9 protein-coding genes are annotated in these 15,037 nt (G+C 56.4%); 5 read left to right on the top strand and 4 right to left on the bottom strand.

Annotation, left to right across the window (positions count from 1 at the left end):
* Nucleotides 1-22 precede the first annotated feature (22 nt).
* A complete protein-coding gene (locus tag B2R17_RS16030; protein WP_008664617.1) occupies nucleotides 23-1,210 on the top strand; it encodes a cysteine desulfurase family protein in 1,188 nt (395 codons plus the stop codon).
* Nucleotides 1,211-1,271: 61 nt separating this feature from the next.
* Here the strand turns inward: B2R17_RS16030 and B2R17_RS16035 are convergent, their stop codons facing one another.
* On the bottom strand, nucleotides 1,272-2,117 hold the full coding sequence (locus tag B2R17_RS16035; RefSeq protein ID WP_081610902.1) for a sulfite exporter TauE/SafE family protein: 846 nt from the start codon (nucleotides 2,115-2,117) through the stop codon (nucleotides 1,272-1,274).
* A 64-nt stretch (nucleotides 2,118-2,181) separates the two neighbouring features.
* Between B2R17_RS16035 and B2R17_RS16040 the strand changes: the two genes are divergently transcribed.
* Nucleotides 2,182-8,322: an alpha-2-macroglobulin family protein gene (locus B2R17_RS16040; protein ID WP_286764765.1), complete on the top strand. Its 6,141-nt coding sequence runs from the start codon at nucleotides 2,182-2,184 to the stop codon at nucleotides 8,320-8,322.
* A 238-nt stretch (nucleotides 8,323-8,560) separates the two neighbouring features.
* A complete protein-coding gene (locus B2R17_RS16045) occupies nucleotides 8,561-9,409 on the top strand; it encodes an HAD-IIA family hydrolase (RefSeq protein WP_037227171.1) in 849 nt (282 codons plus the stop codon).
* 410 nt (nucleotides 9,410-9,819) lie between these two features.
* On the opposite strand, the gene B2R17_RS16050 is transcribed toward B2R17_RS16045, so the two are convergent.
* Complete coding sequence (locus tag B2R17_RS16050) at nucleotides 9,820-11,169, bottom strand: 3-keto-disaccharide hydrolase (RefSeq protein ID WP_286764766.1); 1,350 nt, start codon at nucleotides 11,167-11,169, stop codon at nucleotides 9,820-9,822.
* A 153-nt stretch (nucleotides 11,170-11,322) separates the two neighbouring features.
* Here B2R17_RS16050 and B2R17_RS16055 point away from each other — a divergent pair, with 153 nt between their 5' ends.
* Nucleotides 11,323-11,781, top strand: coding sequence for a hypothetical protein (locus B2R17_RS16055; RefSeq protein ID WP_286764767.1), 459 nt, complete (start codon nucleotides 11,323-11,325; stop codon nucleotides 11,779-11,781).
* A 20-nt stretch (nucleotides 11,782-11,801) separates the two neighbouring features.
* On the top strand, nucleotides 11,802-13,175 hold the full coding sequence (locus tag B2R17_RS16060; RefSeq protein WP_286764768.1) for a sulfatase-like hydrolase/transferase: 1,374 nt from the start codon (nucleotides 11,802-11,804) through the stop codon (nucleotides 13,173-13,175).
* Nucleotides 13,176-13,248: 73 nt separating this feature from the next.
* Here B2R17_RS16060 and B2R17_RS16065 read toward each other — a convergent pair whose 3' ends face one another.
* Together B2R17_RS16065 and B2R17_RS16070 are read right to left on the bottom strand one after the other, a co-directional pair.
* Nucleotides 13,249-13,611, bottom strand: a complete 363-nt coding sequence (locus B2R17_RS16065) for a 2Fe-2S iron-sulfur cluster-binding protein (protein WP_286764769.1) — start codon at nucleotides 13,609-13,611, stop codon at nucleotides 13,249-13,251.
* 71 nt (nucleotides 13,612-13,682) lie between these two features.
* Nucleotides 13,683-14,966, bottom strand: a complete 1,284-nt coding sequence (locus B2R17_RS16070) for a diaminopimelate decarboxylase (RefSeq protein ID WP_286764770.1) — start codon at nucleotides 14,964-14,966, stop codon at nucleotides 13,683-13,685.
* Nucleotides 14,967-15,037 lie beyond the last annotated feature (71 nt).

A 15,037-nucleotide genomic window follows, 5' to 3' on the forward strand; every position in this document is an offset into this window, starting at 1 on the left:
CGATTCAAAACCGCGAATTCCGATGATCTATCTCGACCATCATGCGACGACGCCCTGCGACCCTCGCGTCGTGGAAGCGATGTTGCCCTATCTGACGCAACACTTTGGCAACCCGCACAGCGATTCCCACGAAGCCGGACGTGAAGTTCGCCGAGCGATCGACCAATCGATCGATTCGATGGCCGCGATCCTGAACGCTCCCCGCGAAAGCGTTGTCATCACGTCTGGAGCCACCGAGAGCATTGACTTGGCCATGCGAGGTGTGCTGATGCATCCGCGTTGCAAACGTCATCAAGTGGTGGTTTGCGACACCGAGCATCCCGCCGTTTTGGAAGTGGCTGACGATTTGTCGAAACAGGTTTCCGCAAGCGGCCAGCCCATCGAGATCATTCGCGTCGGAGTCCATCCACACGATCATCCCTCGGCCGGACAAGTCGACTTGGACCAGTTGCGTGCCGCGGTCAACAATCAGACCGCGTTGGTCTCGATCATGTGGGCCAACAACGAAATCGGCTCCGTCGCACCCATGCGATCCATCGCTGAGATCACCCACGAAGCGGGTGCGGTATTGCACTGCGATGCGACTCAGGCGGTCGGGCGATTGCCGGTCGATGTGCGAGCGACGGACGTTGATTTGCTGACCGCGTCGGCGCACAAATTCTATGGGCCCAAGACCACTGGTTTCCTCGTCGTTGGCAACGGCAACCGACGCGTGCGACTGCGTCCCCAAATCGTCGGCGGAGGCCAGCAACGAGGGCTTCGCGGCGGAACGCTCAATCCAGCCACCATCGTTGCGATGGCAACCGCACTGCAAATCTCAATCGAAGATCTCGCAAACGACACCTCGCGAATTTTGGAATTGCGAGAATTGCTTTGGCGTCGTTTGGACGAATCGATTGACGGTTTGCAACTCAATGGTGCCAGTTGGAGTGACGAGCCGTCGGGGCGTTTACCCGGCAACCTGAATGTGCGACTGCGAGACATCGAAGGCGAAGCCTGGATGGCCGCCACTCCGGACGTGGCGTTCAGCAGCGGCTCGGCATGCAGCAGCACCGAGGCTCTTCCCAGCCACGTGTTGCTGGCGATGGGATTGACTGAATCGGAAGCCCGCCGAAGCGTGCGGTTCGGCATCGGTCGGTTCAACACCGCCGACGAGATCAACTCCGCGGCCGATCAACTGATCGCATCGCATCAAAAACTGGTTGGTTAATGTGGCATAGGCTTCCAGCCTGTGAGCAGGAATCACAGGCCGGAAGCCTATGCAACTTTGCCTACATCCAGCCCAGGCGAATGCCCGCCGCCAGCACAATCACGGCGGTGATTCGGCGAAGAGTGAGGGGCGATAACCAACTCGCCGCGGCCCGGTTTCCGATCTGACCGCCAATCAAAACGCTGGCGAACAACCAAGGCCACCACGGGGCATGCGTCTGAAACTCTGTCACGATTTCGCTGACTGACCAACCATGCTTACTGGTTTGGCCGACCAATCCCGCCACCGAGTTGACCAGGATGAATAACGAACTGGTCGCGGCGATGTCGCGAGCGTGACTCCAACGAGTCAGGTGCAGCACGGGCGACAAGAAAATGCCTCCGCCGATGCCGACCAATCCAGCAAGCAAACCCAAAACGGCACCAAGGCTCGCTTGCCAGAGCACACCGGATCTCCACCAAAAATTCATGCGGCTCGATCCGGTTTGATTTGCTAGCGAAACTTTCTCGGGTTGGTTCTCTCGCGATGACGTTTCGTCGCTGCGTTTTTTCGACCGGCCAATCAAAAGCAAAACGCCAGCGACAATCAGCGTTCCGCTTAGCAACGGCACAAACACTTCCCGGTCCAGGGGGATTGATCCGCCGACCCAGGCCAAAGGAATGGACCCGACCACCAAGGGAATGCTGCGTGACCACGGGATTTGCCTTTGGGTCGCGAAACGCAAGCATGCACCTGACACGACGAGCAAGTTGCAAGCCAGTGAAAGCATTGGCAAAACGCGATGATCAACGTCGTTGAGTACTAGCAACGCGGTGTACGTGGACCCTCCACCGAAGCCTGCGCTGCTGTACACCAGGGCGGCTAAAAAGAACCATGCGACGATCCAAAACTTTCCGCCTAATAACATGCTCGTTCAATCGTTACCCTGAGTGGCAGTGTCTTTTCTTTGCAGCTTCTTGAGGTGATCCGCTATGCGGCAATTTCGTACCGTGACTTACGTCGTTGTTGTTCTGAGTCTGTTGCTCGGGTTGCTCTATTTACCCCTGAGACTCTCCATGGCCGCCGAACCCAAACAAGATGCCTCGTGGCGGAAACAGCAATTCGACGCCGCCAAAGAAGCGTTGCAAAAGGGGCTGCCGAAGACCGCGATCAAACACTACGACGCCATCGTACCCGCCGCCATCGCCGAAGAAGACCACGATGATGCGGTCTTGGCCATGGGGATGCGAGCTTCCCTGCGAGGCCAACTCGATGGTGGAGGTGCCGAAGACCGGATTCTGCAACTTCAGAAAGATCTGGATGCTGCACCGGAGGCATCTAAACCGTTGCTGCAGGCGGTGCTGGCCAGTTGGTTCTATTCGTATCAACAACAAAACCAATGGCGATTCCGAAATCGCACCGAGATCGAAACTCGTGAAGACGATTCGACGCCCATCAAATCCAGCGAAGACCTGAAAACCTGGAGTGCTCAGCGAATCATTCGCCGCGCTAGCACATTGTTTGGCAAAGCCTTGGAAGACGCCGAGACCCTGCAAGCGACCGACCTGGAATCGATCCAGCGACTGATCACCGAAGGCAACGCTCCCGAGTCATATCGCCCCACGGTCTATGATTTCTTGGTCAACCAAGCCATCGACCATTTCGTCGACGCCCATTCGATCTACAGCGGACCGATCGAGCGTTTCGAACTGGAAGCGTCCTCGCCGATTCTGGATCCGGTTGCTGATTTCCTGGCCTGGGAGATCCCCGAAACGGACCTCGAGTCGCCGCTTCGCCGAGCCACCGAGTTAATGCAGGATTGGGTGCGTTTCCGACAATCCAACGCGGACGAACAAAATGACGCGTTCCTCGATGCCAACTGGAATCGTTTGCGTTTCGCGGAACAGAACGCGGTGGGCTCCGAAAAGGACGAACGGTCGCAAGCCGCGATGCAGCGTTTTCTGAGTGAAAACCAAAGTCATCCCATCAGCGCCCGAGCCAGTTTTCATTTGGCTCAAAAGGAAATGGGGAAAGAAGAGTTCGTGCGAGCTCATCAAATCGCGAAAGCGGCTGTAGCAGCCCATTCGGAAAGCTTTGGCGGACGGCAGTGTGCGGCGTTGATCGAACAGATCGAGGCACCACAACTCAACATCGCGACCGAACGCGTTTGGAACCCGGCCCTCTCCGAGTCCGCTCAGGCGGAAATTGAAATTAGCTACAAGAACATCACCAAGGTGCACTTCAAATTGGTCTCGCTGAGCTTTGACGAATTGCTGAACTCAGGCCAAATGGTTCAGAACAACGAGCACGAATGGCTGAAGAAATTTGCCGAGGAACCCGCCGTACAACAGTGGTCGGTCGACTTGAAAGAAATCGCCGATTTCAAAACCAACGTTCATCGAATCGACGTCCCCAAGAACTTGGCAAAAGGAAGCTACCTGCTGATCGCCAGCGTCGACGAAGACTTCGTTTGGAAAGAGAACTATCTGGCGGGCAAACAGGTTTGGGTTAGCGAATTGGCACTTGTCACCGATGGTCGCTGGAACCAAGGCACACTCGAAGGGCACGTGTTGGAATCGAAGACGGGCGAACCGATCCCTCAAGCGACCGTGGCCGTTTGGACTTGGGCTCATGATGGCCAGCGGCGGAACAACCGCAACAATGGTTACCGATACCGATCGCTGCCGTCGTTGACGACTGACCAGAACGGTCACTTCGAGATGAAAGCGGAGCAGGGAACCAACTTGAACAACTTGTTGTTGCTGGCTCAAAACGGCAAGGATCGTCTTCCATCCCAGCAGCATCATTCCATTCGTCATTCACGAACGTCGAATCAACTCAGCGGCCGCACCGTTTTCTTCACCGACCGAGCGATTTATCGACCGGGGCAAACGCTTCGCTTCAAAGCCATCGCGACGAATTACGACCAGTCAAAGAATCTGTACCAAACCCACAACCAAAAATCGCTGCAGGTACAGTTGCTCGACCCCAACAACCAAGTGGTCGAAACGTTGGATCTGGTCACCAACGATCGCGGCAGTTGCCATGGCAGCTTCCATCTGCCGACGTCGGGACTGACCGGCCAAATGCGACTGCGCGTCCGCGAGTTCCCGCGCGGTTCCGCCACCGTTCGTGTGGAAGAGTACAAACGTCCGAAGTTCGAAGTGACCTTGGACGCTCCCAAAGATCCGGTTCGACTGGAAGAATCCGTGACGGTATCCGGCCGCGCAACCGCTTACACTGGCGCGGCAATCAACGACGCGACTGTTCGCTACACCGTCGTTCGCCAAGTCCAATATCCAATTTGGTGGGGATGGCGATGCTGGTGGATCCCGACGCCTCCCGCTGAACCGCAAACGATCGTCCAAGGCGAAACAACCACGGATGAACTGGGGCGCTTTGACGTGTCCTTTGATGCCGTGCCAGACGCCTCGGTCGATCGAGACAGCGAACCCACCTTCCGCTACGTGATCACCGCTGACGTGGTCGACACCACCGGCGAAACTCGATCGGACAAACGCACGGTCACGGCGGGCTACACGACCATGTCGGCTCGAATGAGCGTCGCTCGACCCGATTGGCTGACGGAGCAAGAGCCGGTCGACATTCAGGTTCACACCACGTCACTCGACGGGGAAGCCCAAACTGCCGAAGTCAGAATCGAAGTCTGGTCGCTGAAGGCTCCCGAAGTTGTTCCGCAACCGCGATGGGGCACATATCAACCGTTGCCTGCGGATGCGGACGGTGAATCCAAACGAGTTCGTCCAGAGGATCCCAACTCATGGCCACTGGACGAATTGAAGTCCTCGAAGACTTTGCAAACCGATGCCAATGGCCAAGGTTCCTGGGAAGTCTCGCTTCCCAAGGGACACTACCGAACGGTCTTGTCCGCAGTCGATTCAGCCGGCAACTCGGTCTCGGCCTTGTTGCCTTTGCGAGTGATCAATCCCAAAGCGGATCAACTCGGTCTGCCGATCGCCAGCCTGTTTGTGACGCCTCAATCCCAATGGGAACCGGGCGAAACGTTCACCGCGGTTTGGGGCAGCGGTTACAAGAATGCCAAGGCCTTAGTGGAAGTCGAGCATCGTGGCGAAATCTTGCAGCGATATTGGACGTCCGGCGACAAGACACAAATTGAGATCACCCAAGCGGTCGATGAATCGATGCGAGGCGGGTTTGTCGTTCGCGTGATGATGGTCCACGAGAACCGTCTGCATCTGCATCAACAAGTTGTCAATGTTCCGTGGACGAACAAAGATTGGTCCATCCGCTGGGAACGTTTTGTTTCCAAACTCAAACCCGGTGCGGAAGAGACTTGGACCGCGATCATCGAACCCAAGGTGGTGGATAAGTCGACCAAGGCCCAGCAGGATTCCATCATGGAAATGGTGGCAACGCTTTACGATGCCTCGCTCGACGTGTTTGCCAAACATCGTTTCGCAACCGGCTTCAACGCTTTCTATCGTGATCGAAGCACACGCAGCCCGCACCTAAACAACGGCTGGCAACACTTGTCGACCGTTGTGATGTGGTCGCACCGCGGGCACCCCAGCGGCGAGCTGAGCTATCCCGATTGGGTTTCCGAACTGCAGTTGAACAACCATTTCGGACGTCCCATGCCAATGGCACGCGGAATGGCCTTTGCAGAATCTGACATGATGATGGCTGATGGGGCGATGCCAGCGTCGGCTCCGATGCAGAAGAGTGCCGGGCGTGCCATGCTCAGCGTTAGCGCTGCAGAGAACGAGGTCGCATCACGTGAGGAATCAGACGGCACACCTCCGGAAACGAATGATCCCGAGATCGATTTGTCGGGCATTCCTCCGCGAAAGAACTTGAACGAAACCGCGTTCTTCTTCCCCGAATTGATCGCGGACGAGAACGGGGTGGTGAAGATGAAGTTCACCATGCCGGAAGCATTGACTCGTTGGCAGCTATTGGGATTCGCTCACGGTGCCAACCTTGCCTCAGGAACCATCTCGGGCACTGCTGTGACCAGCAAAGACTTGATGGTCCAGCCCAACCCGCCACGCACGTTGCGGGAAGGCGACGAGATTGAACTGACGGTCAAAGTCAGCAATCAATCCGCTTCGATGCAAACTGGAGTGGTGGCATTGAACCTGTCGTCTGCCTCCAGCGGCGAGTCCGTCGATGAGCAAGTCGGCAACTCGCAGCCGAAGCAATCGTTTGAAATCCCCGCCGGCCAGTCCAAGACATTCTCATGGCGAATCCAGGTCCCCGATGGCATTGGTTATTTGGTCTACAAGGCCGTTGGTTCGACCGGTCGTTTGTCTGATGGCGAAGAAGGCTACCTACCGGTTTTGACCCGCCGCATCTTGGTGCACGAATCCATTTCACTGCCAATCGACGGTGCCGAAACGAAAACCTTCAAACTGCCGAAGTTGTTGGAAGGAAATAGCGACACGTTGTCGAGCGAATCGCTGACCATTCAAATGACTTCCAATCCGGCTTGGTACGCCGTGATGGCGCTGCCGTACTTGATGGAGTATCCCCACGAATGCAGCGAGCAAACTTTCCATCGCTTGTACGCGAACTTGCTAGCGCGGCACATCGCCACATCCGACCCGCGAATCGAACGCGTGTTTGAACAATGGCGCAACCAACCCAAGGTCGCTGGACGAGTGACGCTGGACAGCCCTCTGGCACAGAACGAAGAACTGAAGTCGATCGCACTCACCGAAACACCTTGGGTGCTGCAATCCAAGTCCGAATCGGAAGCACGTCGCAACGTCGGAATATTGTTCGACACCAATCGTGTCAACGATCAAGCCGATCGACTGACGCGGCGATTGATCGAACTGCAAAAAGAAGACGGCAGCTTCGCTTGGTTCGATGGTGGTCCATCCAACGACACCATCACCATGCTCATTGTCACCGGATTCGGTCGATTGCAACATTTGGGTGTCGATGTTGACATGCAGGTGGCGATGAAAGCGCTCACGCACTTGGACGCTTATGCGACCAAACTTTATGAACGCATCGAGCCAGAGGACCGCAACAAGGCACATGTTTCACCGACGGTGGCGATGCTGTTGTACGGTCGCAGTTTCTACAAGAACCAACCGACCGCTCCGGAGCACAAGGAAGCGGTTGAATACTGGACCGACCAACTCGCAGAACACTGGTTGTCCTTGTCAAGTCGCATGAGCCAAGGGCACGCCGCGATCGCTTTGCATCGACTGGGCCGACTCAAAGAAGCCAAAGAAATCGTCGCTTCATTGATCGAGCGTTCGGTGGTCGATGAGCAGGGCATGCACTGGAACGACGCCAACTCAGGCTGGTGGTGGCACCAAGCACCGATTGAAACGCAGGCGATGATGATCGAGGTGCTCGACGAAGTCGCGGGCGATCTCCAGCGGGTCGAACTCTGCCAAGCTTGGTTGCTGCGTCAGAAAGAAACTCAGTCGTGGGAAACCACCAAATCCACCGCCGACGCGGTGTACGCGTTGCTGCTGCGAGGCACGGACAAACTGGCTTCCGATGAAGTCGTCGACATTGCGGTGGGGCAACAAGAAGTCCCCAAGGGTAACGTGGAAGCCGGCACTGGTTTCTACCAGCACCGTTTCTCGGCGGATGAGATCACACCCGAAATGGGTTCGATTCAGGTCAAGAAGACAACCTCAGGCATCGCTTGGGGCGGAGTCCATTGGCAGTACTTCGAGAACATCGAAAACATCACGCCGCACGATGGAACGCCTTTGCAAATCGAGAAGCAATTGTTTGTCGTCCGTGCGACGGATTCTGGCCCCGTGCTGCGTCCTATTGGCGACGAACCCGTTCGAGTAGGCGATGAGCTGGTCTCCAGGTTGATCATCCGCAGTGATCGCGACATGGAATTCTTGCATCTGCGAGACCATCGCGGTAGCGGCACCGAGCCCGTTAATGTGTTGTCTCAATTCCGGCAACAAGATGCACTGGGTTATTACCAAAGCACCCGAGATGCGGCCGAGCATTTCTTCATTGGTTACCTCAGGAAAGGCACCTATGTATTGGAATCTCGCTGTCGTGTGCAGCTTCGCGGCAACTATCAGACTGGGATGGCGAGCATCGAATCGATGTACGCACCGCAGTACAACAGCCACAGCGAAAGTCACGCACTCGAGGTGAAGTGAGCTGAATCGTTCGATGATTCACCCTGCCTTTTTGTTGCAGTGCAATGTGCTGTTGAAATGAGCAGGGGGGTGTTCAAGGTTCACGCACGTGTTCGGTCGTCCAACCGTGCTGATATGCAGCGGGCACGAATCTACCGTTAAATCATTGGTATGAAAGCTGCGTTCGAGGTCGAGTTCTCAAGATTGGCAAACCATTGTCAATCAAGTTTTCAACTCCCGAACCTCTTGCAGTGATTTGATGAAAACGGGCTTTTTGATCGACATGGATGGTGTCATCTACCGCGGCAGCGAACTGATCCCAGGAGCCGATCAGTTCATCGACGTATTGATTCGACAGGACATTCCTTTTTTGTTCTTGACCAACAACAGCCAAAGGACTCGGCGCGACGTTCAAACTAAACTCCATCGGATGGGGATCTTTGTGGAAGAGTCTCATATCTTCACCTGTGCGATGGCAACGGCGAGGTTCCTCGCCAAACTGAAACCCAACGGCACCGCGTACATCATTGGGGAAGGTGGGCTGTTGCAAGCAATGCATCAAAACGGATTCTCCATCGTGGATCACTCGCCCGACTTTGTTGTTGTCGGCGAAGGACGCACAATCACGCTCAATGCGTTGGAATCAGCGGTCGACATGATCCTTGGTGGTGCCAAGCTGATTGCCACCAACTTGGACCCCAGTTGCCCGACCAAGAACGGCACACGCCCAGGTTGCGGGGCCACGGTCGCGTACCTCGAAGCGGTTACAGGACGCAAAGCCTTCAGCGTGGGGAAACCCAGTCCCATCATGATGCGTGCGGCCCGTAAAGAACTGAAGCTGGCCACATCGCAAACCGTGATGGTCGGCGACACGATGGAAACCGACATCCTGGGCGGCGTCCAAATGGGCTACCGAACCGTGCTGACATTGTCCGGTGGTACAAACAAAGAAGACCTGGGCCAATTCGCTTACGGGCCCGACGTGATTGTCGACTCGATCGCTGAGCTTTGCGATGTCAGCGAGTTTGTGCAAAGCAGCTTGCCAGTCGGCAACCGCGAGGACGACACCGTCACCAACTTCGCTGCCTGGGCCGCCGCCAACGCGTGATGGTTCACCCCTGGACCGCAACGTGCGTCACATCAAGGCTCGTAGGCCAGGTCTCACCTGGCACCCATGCCGATGCTTCGGTAGAAGCGAGGCGTGATCGGAACTCGGGCTTCGTTTGACGGGGCAAATCCAACGGCCAGTCACCAACGCCAGGTGGAACCTGGCCTACGTGGTCTTCGCCACAACGAGAGGTTTCGGTTCGGCATCGGTGGCTGGAAGGAGCGACAGGGGATCCCATCGCTCATCCGGTTCGGCAACGTAGGCCAGGTCTCACCTGGCACCCGCGTCGATGCTTCGGTAGAAGCGAGGTGTGATCGCCATTCAGACTTCTTTTGACGGGGCAGATCCAACGGCCAGTCACCAACGCCAGGTGGAACCTGGCCTACGTCACCTGTCGTCGTGGACGGATTCTACTCTTCGCTGGTTGGGACCAGCATTTCAACTTTGCGGAAGTCGACTTCGAGGTCTTGGTTGCCGTGCAGTTGCAATGCGATCACTCCGGAGTCAGCCAAGTCTTCCACGACATGGTCGACGGCCAAACAATCGTTCAAGTGAACGACGATGCGCTTACCATGAACGCTGACGGTCATCATGTTCCAAGGCGTTTCATCGTCGTCCGAGACCACTGGTTTCTTGTCGAGTTGCAAACCTTCACGGGCTTGTTTCCAGTGTCGATTGACGACGGCATGCCGGTCTTTGGGGAATCCGGTTTCGAGGTAATGCAGAGGACGCACCAACCAACCCGCTCCGCCAGTTTGGTACAGGCCGCCAACTTCATCGGAGTTATCAATCTCGCACTGAACACCTTTGACGAACGGTTTGTTCTCAGTGATCTCGCTGCGAACAAAGAAGCCGCTGTCGCCCTTTTTGAATCGATACTCGATGCGATAGGTTCCATCGGTCATCGGGTGCTTGCTGTACAGCATGCCATTGGGTTCGTTGGCTTCGCTGCTGGCACGGCCTTGCAGAATGCCGTCGACCACGGTCCACGTGCCGCCGCCGACGGTTTCCCAACCGTCCAATGACTTGCCGTCGAACAAAGGTTTCCACTCATGGCTGCCCAGGTTGCGGACCTTCAAGTTTCGGAACCGATAGGTCTGGCCTTTTTCACCGTGGTGTTGCAGTCCGACTCGGCCGCTCAGATCAACGGGATCAAAGTAGTCGGTGGTCGGCACATCGTTGATGAAGAACTGCAAGTGATTGCCGACGCAGCGAATTCGATAGCGGTTCCAGCGATCTCGATCGAATGCGGCTTGGGCTTCCGGTTGATCCCACAACGGGTTGAGCCACTGGCGACGACGTTCATCGTAGAGGCCACCTGACCAGCGACGATCGGTGGGGTCGGCTTCGGCTTGGTAGCCAAAGACTTCGTTCGGTTTGACTTGTCCACGAGCCATGAAGCCGCTGTTGGATTTGCCTTCGGGAAGTTTGACTTCGCCTTCGAATTCGTAGTCGTGGAAGACTTTCTCGGTGACCAGGAAGAACTTCTTGTCGGCGGTCAGGTGGATTTCGCCGTCGACCACTTCGGTCTTGCCCCATTCGTACGGATTGGTCCAACCGCTGAGTGATTTGCCATCGAACAACGATTGCATCTCGGTTGCGGGAGTTTGCGATTCAGTCTTCGCAGGTGCCGATTGTTTGGGTGCGTCGTCGGCATTGGCGAGCGAACCGCAGCAGGTGCTGACGCAGACGAGTGAGGCAAATGCCCATGATTGGGTGCGAACACGACGGAAGGACGTGAGCCAGGATGATTTCATCATTCGATGGGTTGAGTTTTGTGGGGGGAGGGGAGCAAAGTCGGGCGGAACATAGCCGATGCCCGGACGCCAGTGGCGGTTTGCCGGGGCACCTTCGGCGGATTGTCAGTATACTCCAGGAATTGCTTTCCTCCGAGAATCCTGACCAGGGTGGCCATGCCAAACTATTCACGCATTGCACTGAAGATGCTCGCAGCCGCGGTAGAAACTTCGCGTGAAGAGAGCGGGAAAAAGCGTGAACCGGTGGACACTTCCGCTTCGGCACCCGAGCGATCGTGGCGGCGAAATGTCATCGGAATCCTCTCGGTCGCCATGCTTGGTCTGGGCGGAGTCTTCTATTTCGCGGGCATCGGCGAAGAAACACTGGGATCGGCGTCGACCCATGCCTTCGTGACCGCGGCGCTGCTGCGTGTCGGATTGGTGCTCGGAGCGTTGTGGTTGGCCTGGGATTCTCTCAAGCGTCCCGCGCGGTGGCTGCCTCCTGGATTGGCGGTCGCCGGCGTGATCGGCATCGTCGTGGTCGCCGCTCAACCTCGGCTAATTCTGGCCATTGCACCGGCACTCGGTGGACTGGCTCTTTTGACGGGCGTGATGCGAATCTTTCGAAGCAAGTGATCTCCAACCGAGCGGAACCGATGAGCCCCAACACTGATCCACGCGACACGCAACTCAAGCAAACCTTGCGAGCCATGCTTGCTATCTGGGCTTGCTCCCTGATCTTCGCCGCGACCACCACATCGGCCCAAGAACCCGGCGAGCAACGATCAAGTGACCGGCCCAACATCGTGCTGATCATGGCCGATGACATGGGGTTTGAATGCATCGGTGCCAACGGCTCGCTCGACTATCAAACGCCGAACATCGACCGGATCGCCAGCGAGGGTTTGCGGTTCGAGCATTGTTACTCCCAGCCCATTTGCACGCCGTCGCGAGTCAAGCTGATGACCGGCATGACCAACAAGCGGAATTATGTGAAGTTTGGGATGCTCGACCGCAAGCAAACCACGTTCGCTCATCTGCTGAAGTCCGCTGGGTACCGAACCTGCATCGCGGGCAAATGGCAACTCGGAAACGAACTGGATTCGCCACAGCACTTTGGGTTCGAAGAGTCATTGTTGTGGCAACACACTCGCGGACGAGTGGACAACAAGAAACGAGACACCCGCTATCCCAACCCGCGACTCGAACGAAATGGAACGGAAGAGAATTACGACGAAGGCGAGTTCTCTTCCGACCTATTCGCGGACTTCCTCTGCGACTTCATGGAAACGAATCGAGACCAGCCGTTCCTCGCCTACTACCCGATGACGTTGGTTCATTGCCCGTTTTGTCCCACGCCGGATTCGGAAGATTGGGATCCCAATTCACACGGCTCAAAGACTTACAAAGGCCGACCGGAGTACTTCGGCGACATGGTGGCCTATGTGGACACAATCGTTGGTCGAATCGATCAGAAACTGGGTGAACTCGGCATTCGTGAGAACACATTGCTGATCTTCACGGGGGACAACGGCACCGACAAACCGATCGTCACCCAGACTCGGTTTGGTGAGGTCGTGGGTGCAAAAGGCGAGATGGTCGACGCCGGTAACCATGTGACCTGCATCGCCAAGTGGCCCGGTGCGATTCCGCCGGGACGCGTGACATCCCAAATCATCGACTTCAGCGATTTCCTACCGACGATGTGTGATGTCGCGGACGCTGAGGTTCCCGCCAAACTGACAATCGATGGTCAGAGTTTTTTGCCAGTGCTGCGCGGCAACGAGGGCCAAGGTCGCGAATCGATCTTCATGTGGTACGAACGAAACGGGCGTCCCAACAAGGCTCGCGAATTTGCTCGCAACCAACGCTACAAACTGTATGGCGACGGATCGTTCTTCGACGTTGAGATGGACCGCAACGAACAGTCTCCGCTGCAATCCTTGACCGACGATCAAAAAGAAATTCGAAGCAAGCTTCAGGCCAAGATCGACTCCTTCGCCAACATCATTCCACCTCAAGCTCGCTAGCACCTGTGGCATAAGCTTCTAGCTTGTGATCTTGTACCCCACAGGCCAGAGGCCTATGCCACTTTGGAGTGAACTACTTGGTGGTCCACTCGGGAGCCGGCTGAATCTCGTCGGCGACCGCGCCGCCTTGGTCTTTGCGACCACTGCCTTCGAGTCGGCTGATCACACGAACGGTCATGTCGTGGTCGCAGTTGATCTGGCAACTGAGCCGAACGCCGGGCTCGGTCACTTCGCGAACGCGGAGGGTTTCTTTCTCGGCGGCGGTGATCTGCTCCGGTTCGCCTTCCACAAACTCCACTCGGCAAGTCGTGCACTTGGAAACTCCACCGCAGGCGTGCAATTGATCCGTGCCAGCTTCTTCGACCAACGCTTTGACCAAACGTTTGCCAGCGGGAACTTCAAAGGTACCAACGTTTTCGACGGTTAGCTTAGGCATGGAGACTCGATTGGAAGTGGTGGTGAAGACAACAATCGCCGGGCTCGGGAGCCCGGCGGACGAACGGTTGGTTAGCCAACCGTGGCTGATTGCTTGCGATCGACTTTGACGGAATCGAAGTCGACGGTGCAGAAGTAATCGTCGAACGTTTCGGCGCGGCGAATCGCTCGGAACTCACCCGCGTCATTGAACACGATCTCGGCGGAACGAAGACGACCGTTGTACTGGAAGCCCATGCTGTGGCCGTGAGCTCCGGCATCATGGATGACAGCGATGTCACCGACTTCTGTCGCGGGCATCTTGCGATCGATCGCGAATTTGTCGTTGTTCTCGCAAAGCGATCCGACGATGTCGACGGTGCGATCCGCGGGCTGGTCCTCTTTCCCCATCACGGTGATGTGGTGGTACGCTCCGTACATGCCCGGACGCATCAAATTGCTCATGCAAGCGTCCACGCCAACGTAGTCTTTGTAGGACGATTTCTGATTGATGACTTTGGTGATCAAGTAGCCAAACGGTCCGGTCATCGCACGACCGTTTTCCATCAGGATTCGCACTGGAGCGATTCCGGCGTGCACCAAGATTGACTCGTACAGCTTGCGAACACCATCGCCAAAGGCGGGCAAGTCGACGGGTTCTTGGCCGGGCTGGTAAGGCACGCCAATTCCGCCACCGAGGTTGATGCACTCGACCGAGATCCCCGTTTCGCGATGAATCTCAGCGGCGAGTTCAAACAGCATTTCTGCCGTTTGCAACAACGCTTCGATGTTCAGTTCGTTGCTGACCACCATCGCGTGCAGACCGAATCGCGAAATGCCGAGTTCGGCACAGCGGCGGTAGCCATCGATGAGTTGCTCGCGAGTGCTGCCAAACTTGGCTTCCTTGGGGTCGCCGATGATCACATTGCCTTGGCGTTCTGGGCCCGGGTTGAACCGGAACGAAACCATTTCTGGCAACGGGCTCAATTGAGCGATTTGGTCGACATGATGCGGAGTATCGAGGTTAATGATCGCGCCGAGCTTGTTGGCGATCTCGAACTCTTCCATCGTGGTGTTGTTGGACGTGAACATCACGTCTTGGCCGGTGATGCCCAATCGTTCGCAGGTGATCAGTTCAGCCACGCTGCTGCAATCGGCTCCGCCGCCTTCCTCGGCCATCATTGCGACGATGTGCGGGTTCGGGGTGGCTTTGACAGCGAAGTACTGCTGAAAACCTTCGTTCCAAGCAAACGCATCCGTCAATTCACGAGCCCGCGCACGGATCCCGTCTTCGTGATACAGGACAAACGGCGTGGGGTGATCTTCGATGATTCGGTCGATCAGGTTGCGATCGAACGGCAATGGTTGATAGTGCATCAGTGGGCTCAGGAATCGGTTGAAAGTGTTCCGAGTGGAGTACCCGAAAGAATAGTCGCCGGAGCAACTTT

It is taken from the genome of Rhodopirellula sp. UBA1907, assembly GCF_002337565.1.
GTDB classification, from domain to species: Bacteria; Planctomycetota; Planctomycetia; order Pirellulales; family Pirellulaceae; genus Rhodopirellula; species Rhodopirellula europaea.

Bases quoted from the DNA above. Each gene is read 5' to 3' on its own strand.
- B2R17_RS16065 (WP_286764769.1), bottom strand. From the start codon at position 13,611: ATGCCTAAGCTAACCGTCGAAAACGTTGGTACCTTTGAAGTTCCCGCT.
- B2R17_RS16035 (WP_081610902.1), bottom strand. From the start codon at position 2,117: ATGTTATTAGGCGGAAAGTTTTGGATCGTCGCATGGTTCTTTTTAGCC.
- B2R17_RS16070 (WP_286764770.1), bottom strand. From the start codon at position 14,966: ATGCACTATCAACCATTGCCGTTCGATCGCAACCTGATCGACCGAATC.
- B2R17_RS16045 (WP_037227171.1), top strand. From the start codon at position 8,561: ATGAAAACGGGCTTTTTGATCGACATGGATGGTGTCATCTACCGCGGC.
- B2R17_RS16055 (WP_286764767.1), top strand. From the start codon at position 11,323: ATGCCAAACTATTCACGCATTGCACTGAAGATGCTCGCAGCCGCGGTA.
- B2R17_RS16040 (WP_286764765.1), top strand. From the start codon at position 2,182: ATGCGGCAATTTCGTACCGTGACTTACGTCGTTGTTGTTCTGAGTCTG.
- B2R17_RS16060 (WP_286764768.1), top strand. From the start codon at position 11,802: ATGAGCCCCAACACTGATCCACGCGACACGCAACTCAAGCAAACCTTG.
- B2R17_RS16050 (WP_286764766.1), bottom strand. From the start codon at position 11,169: ATGATGAAATCATCCTGGCTCACGTCCTTCCGTCGTGTTCGCACCCAA.
- B2R17_RS16030 (WP_008664617.1), top strand. From the start codon at position 23: ATGATCTATCTCGACCATCATGCGACGACGCCCTGCGACCCTCGCGTC.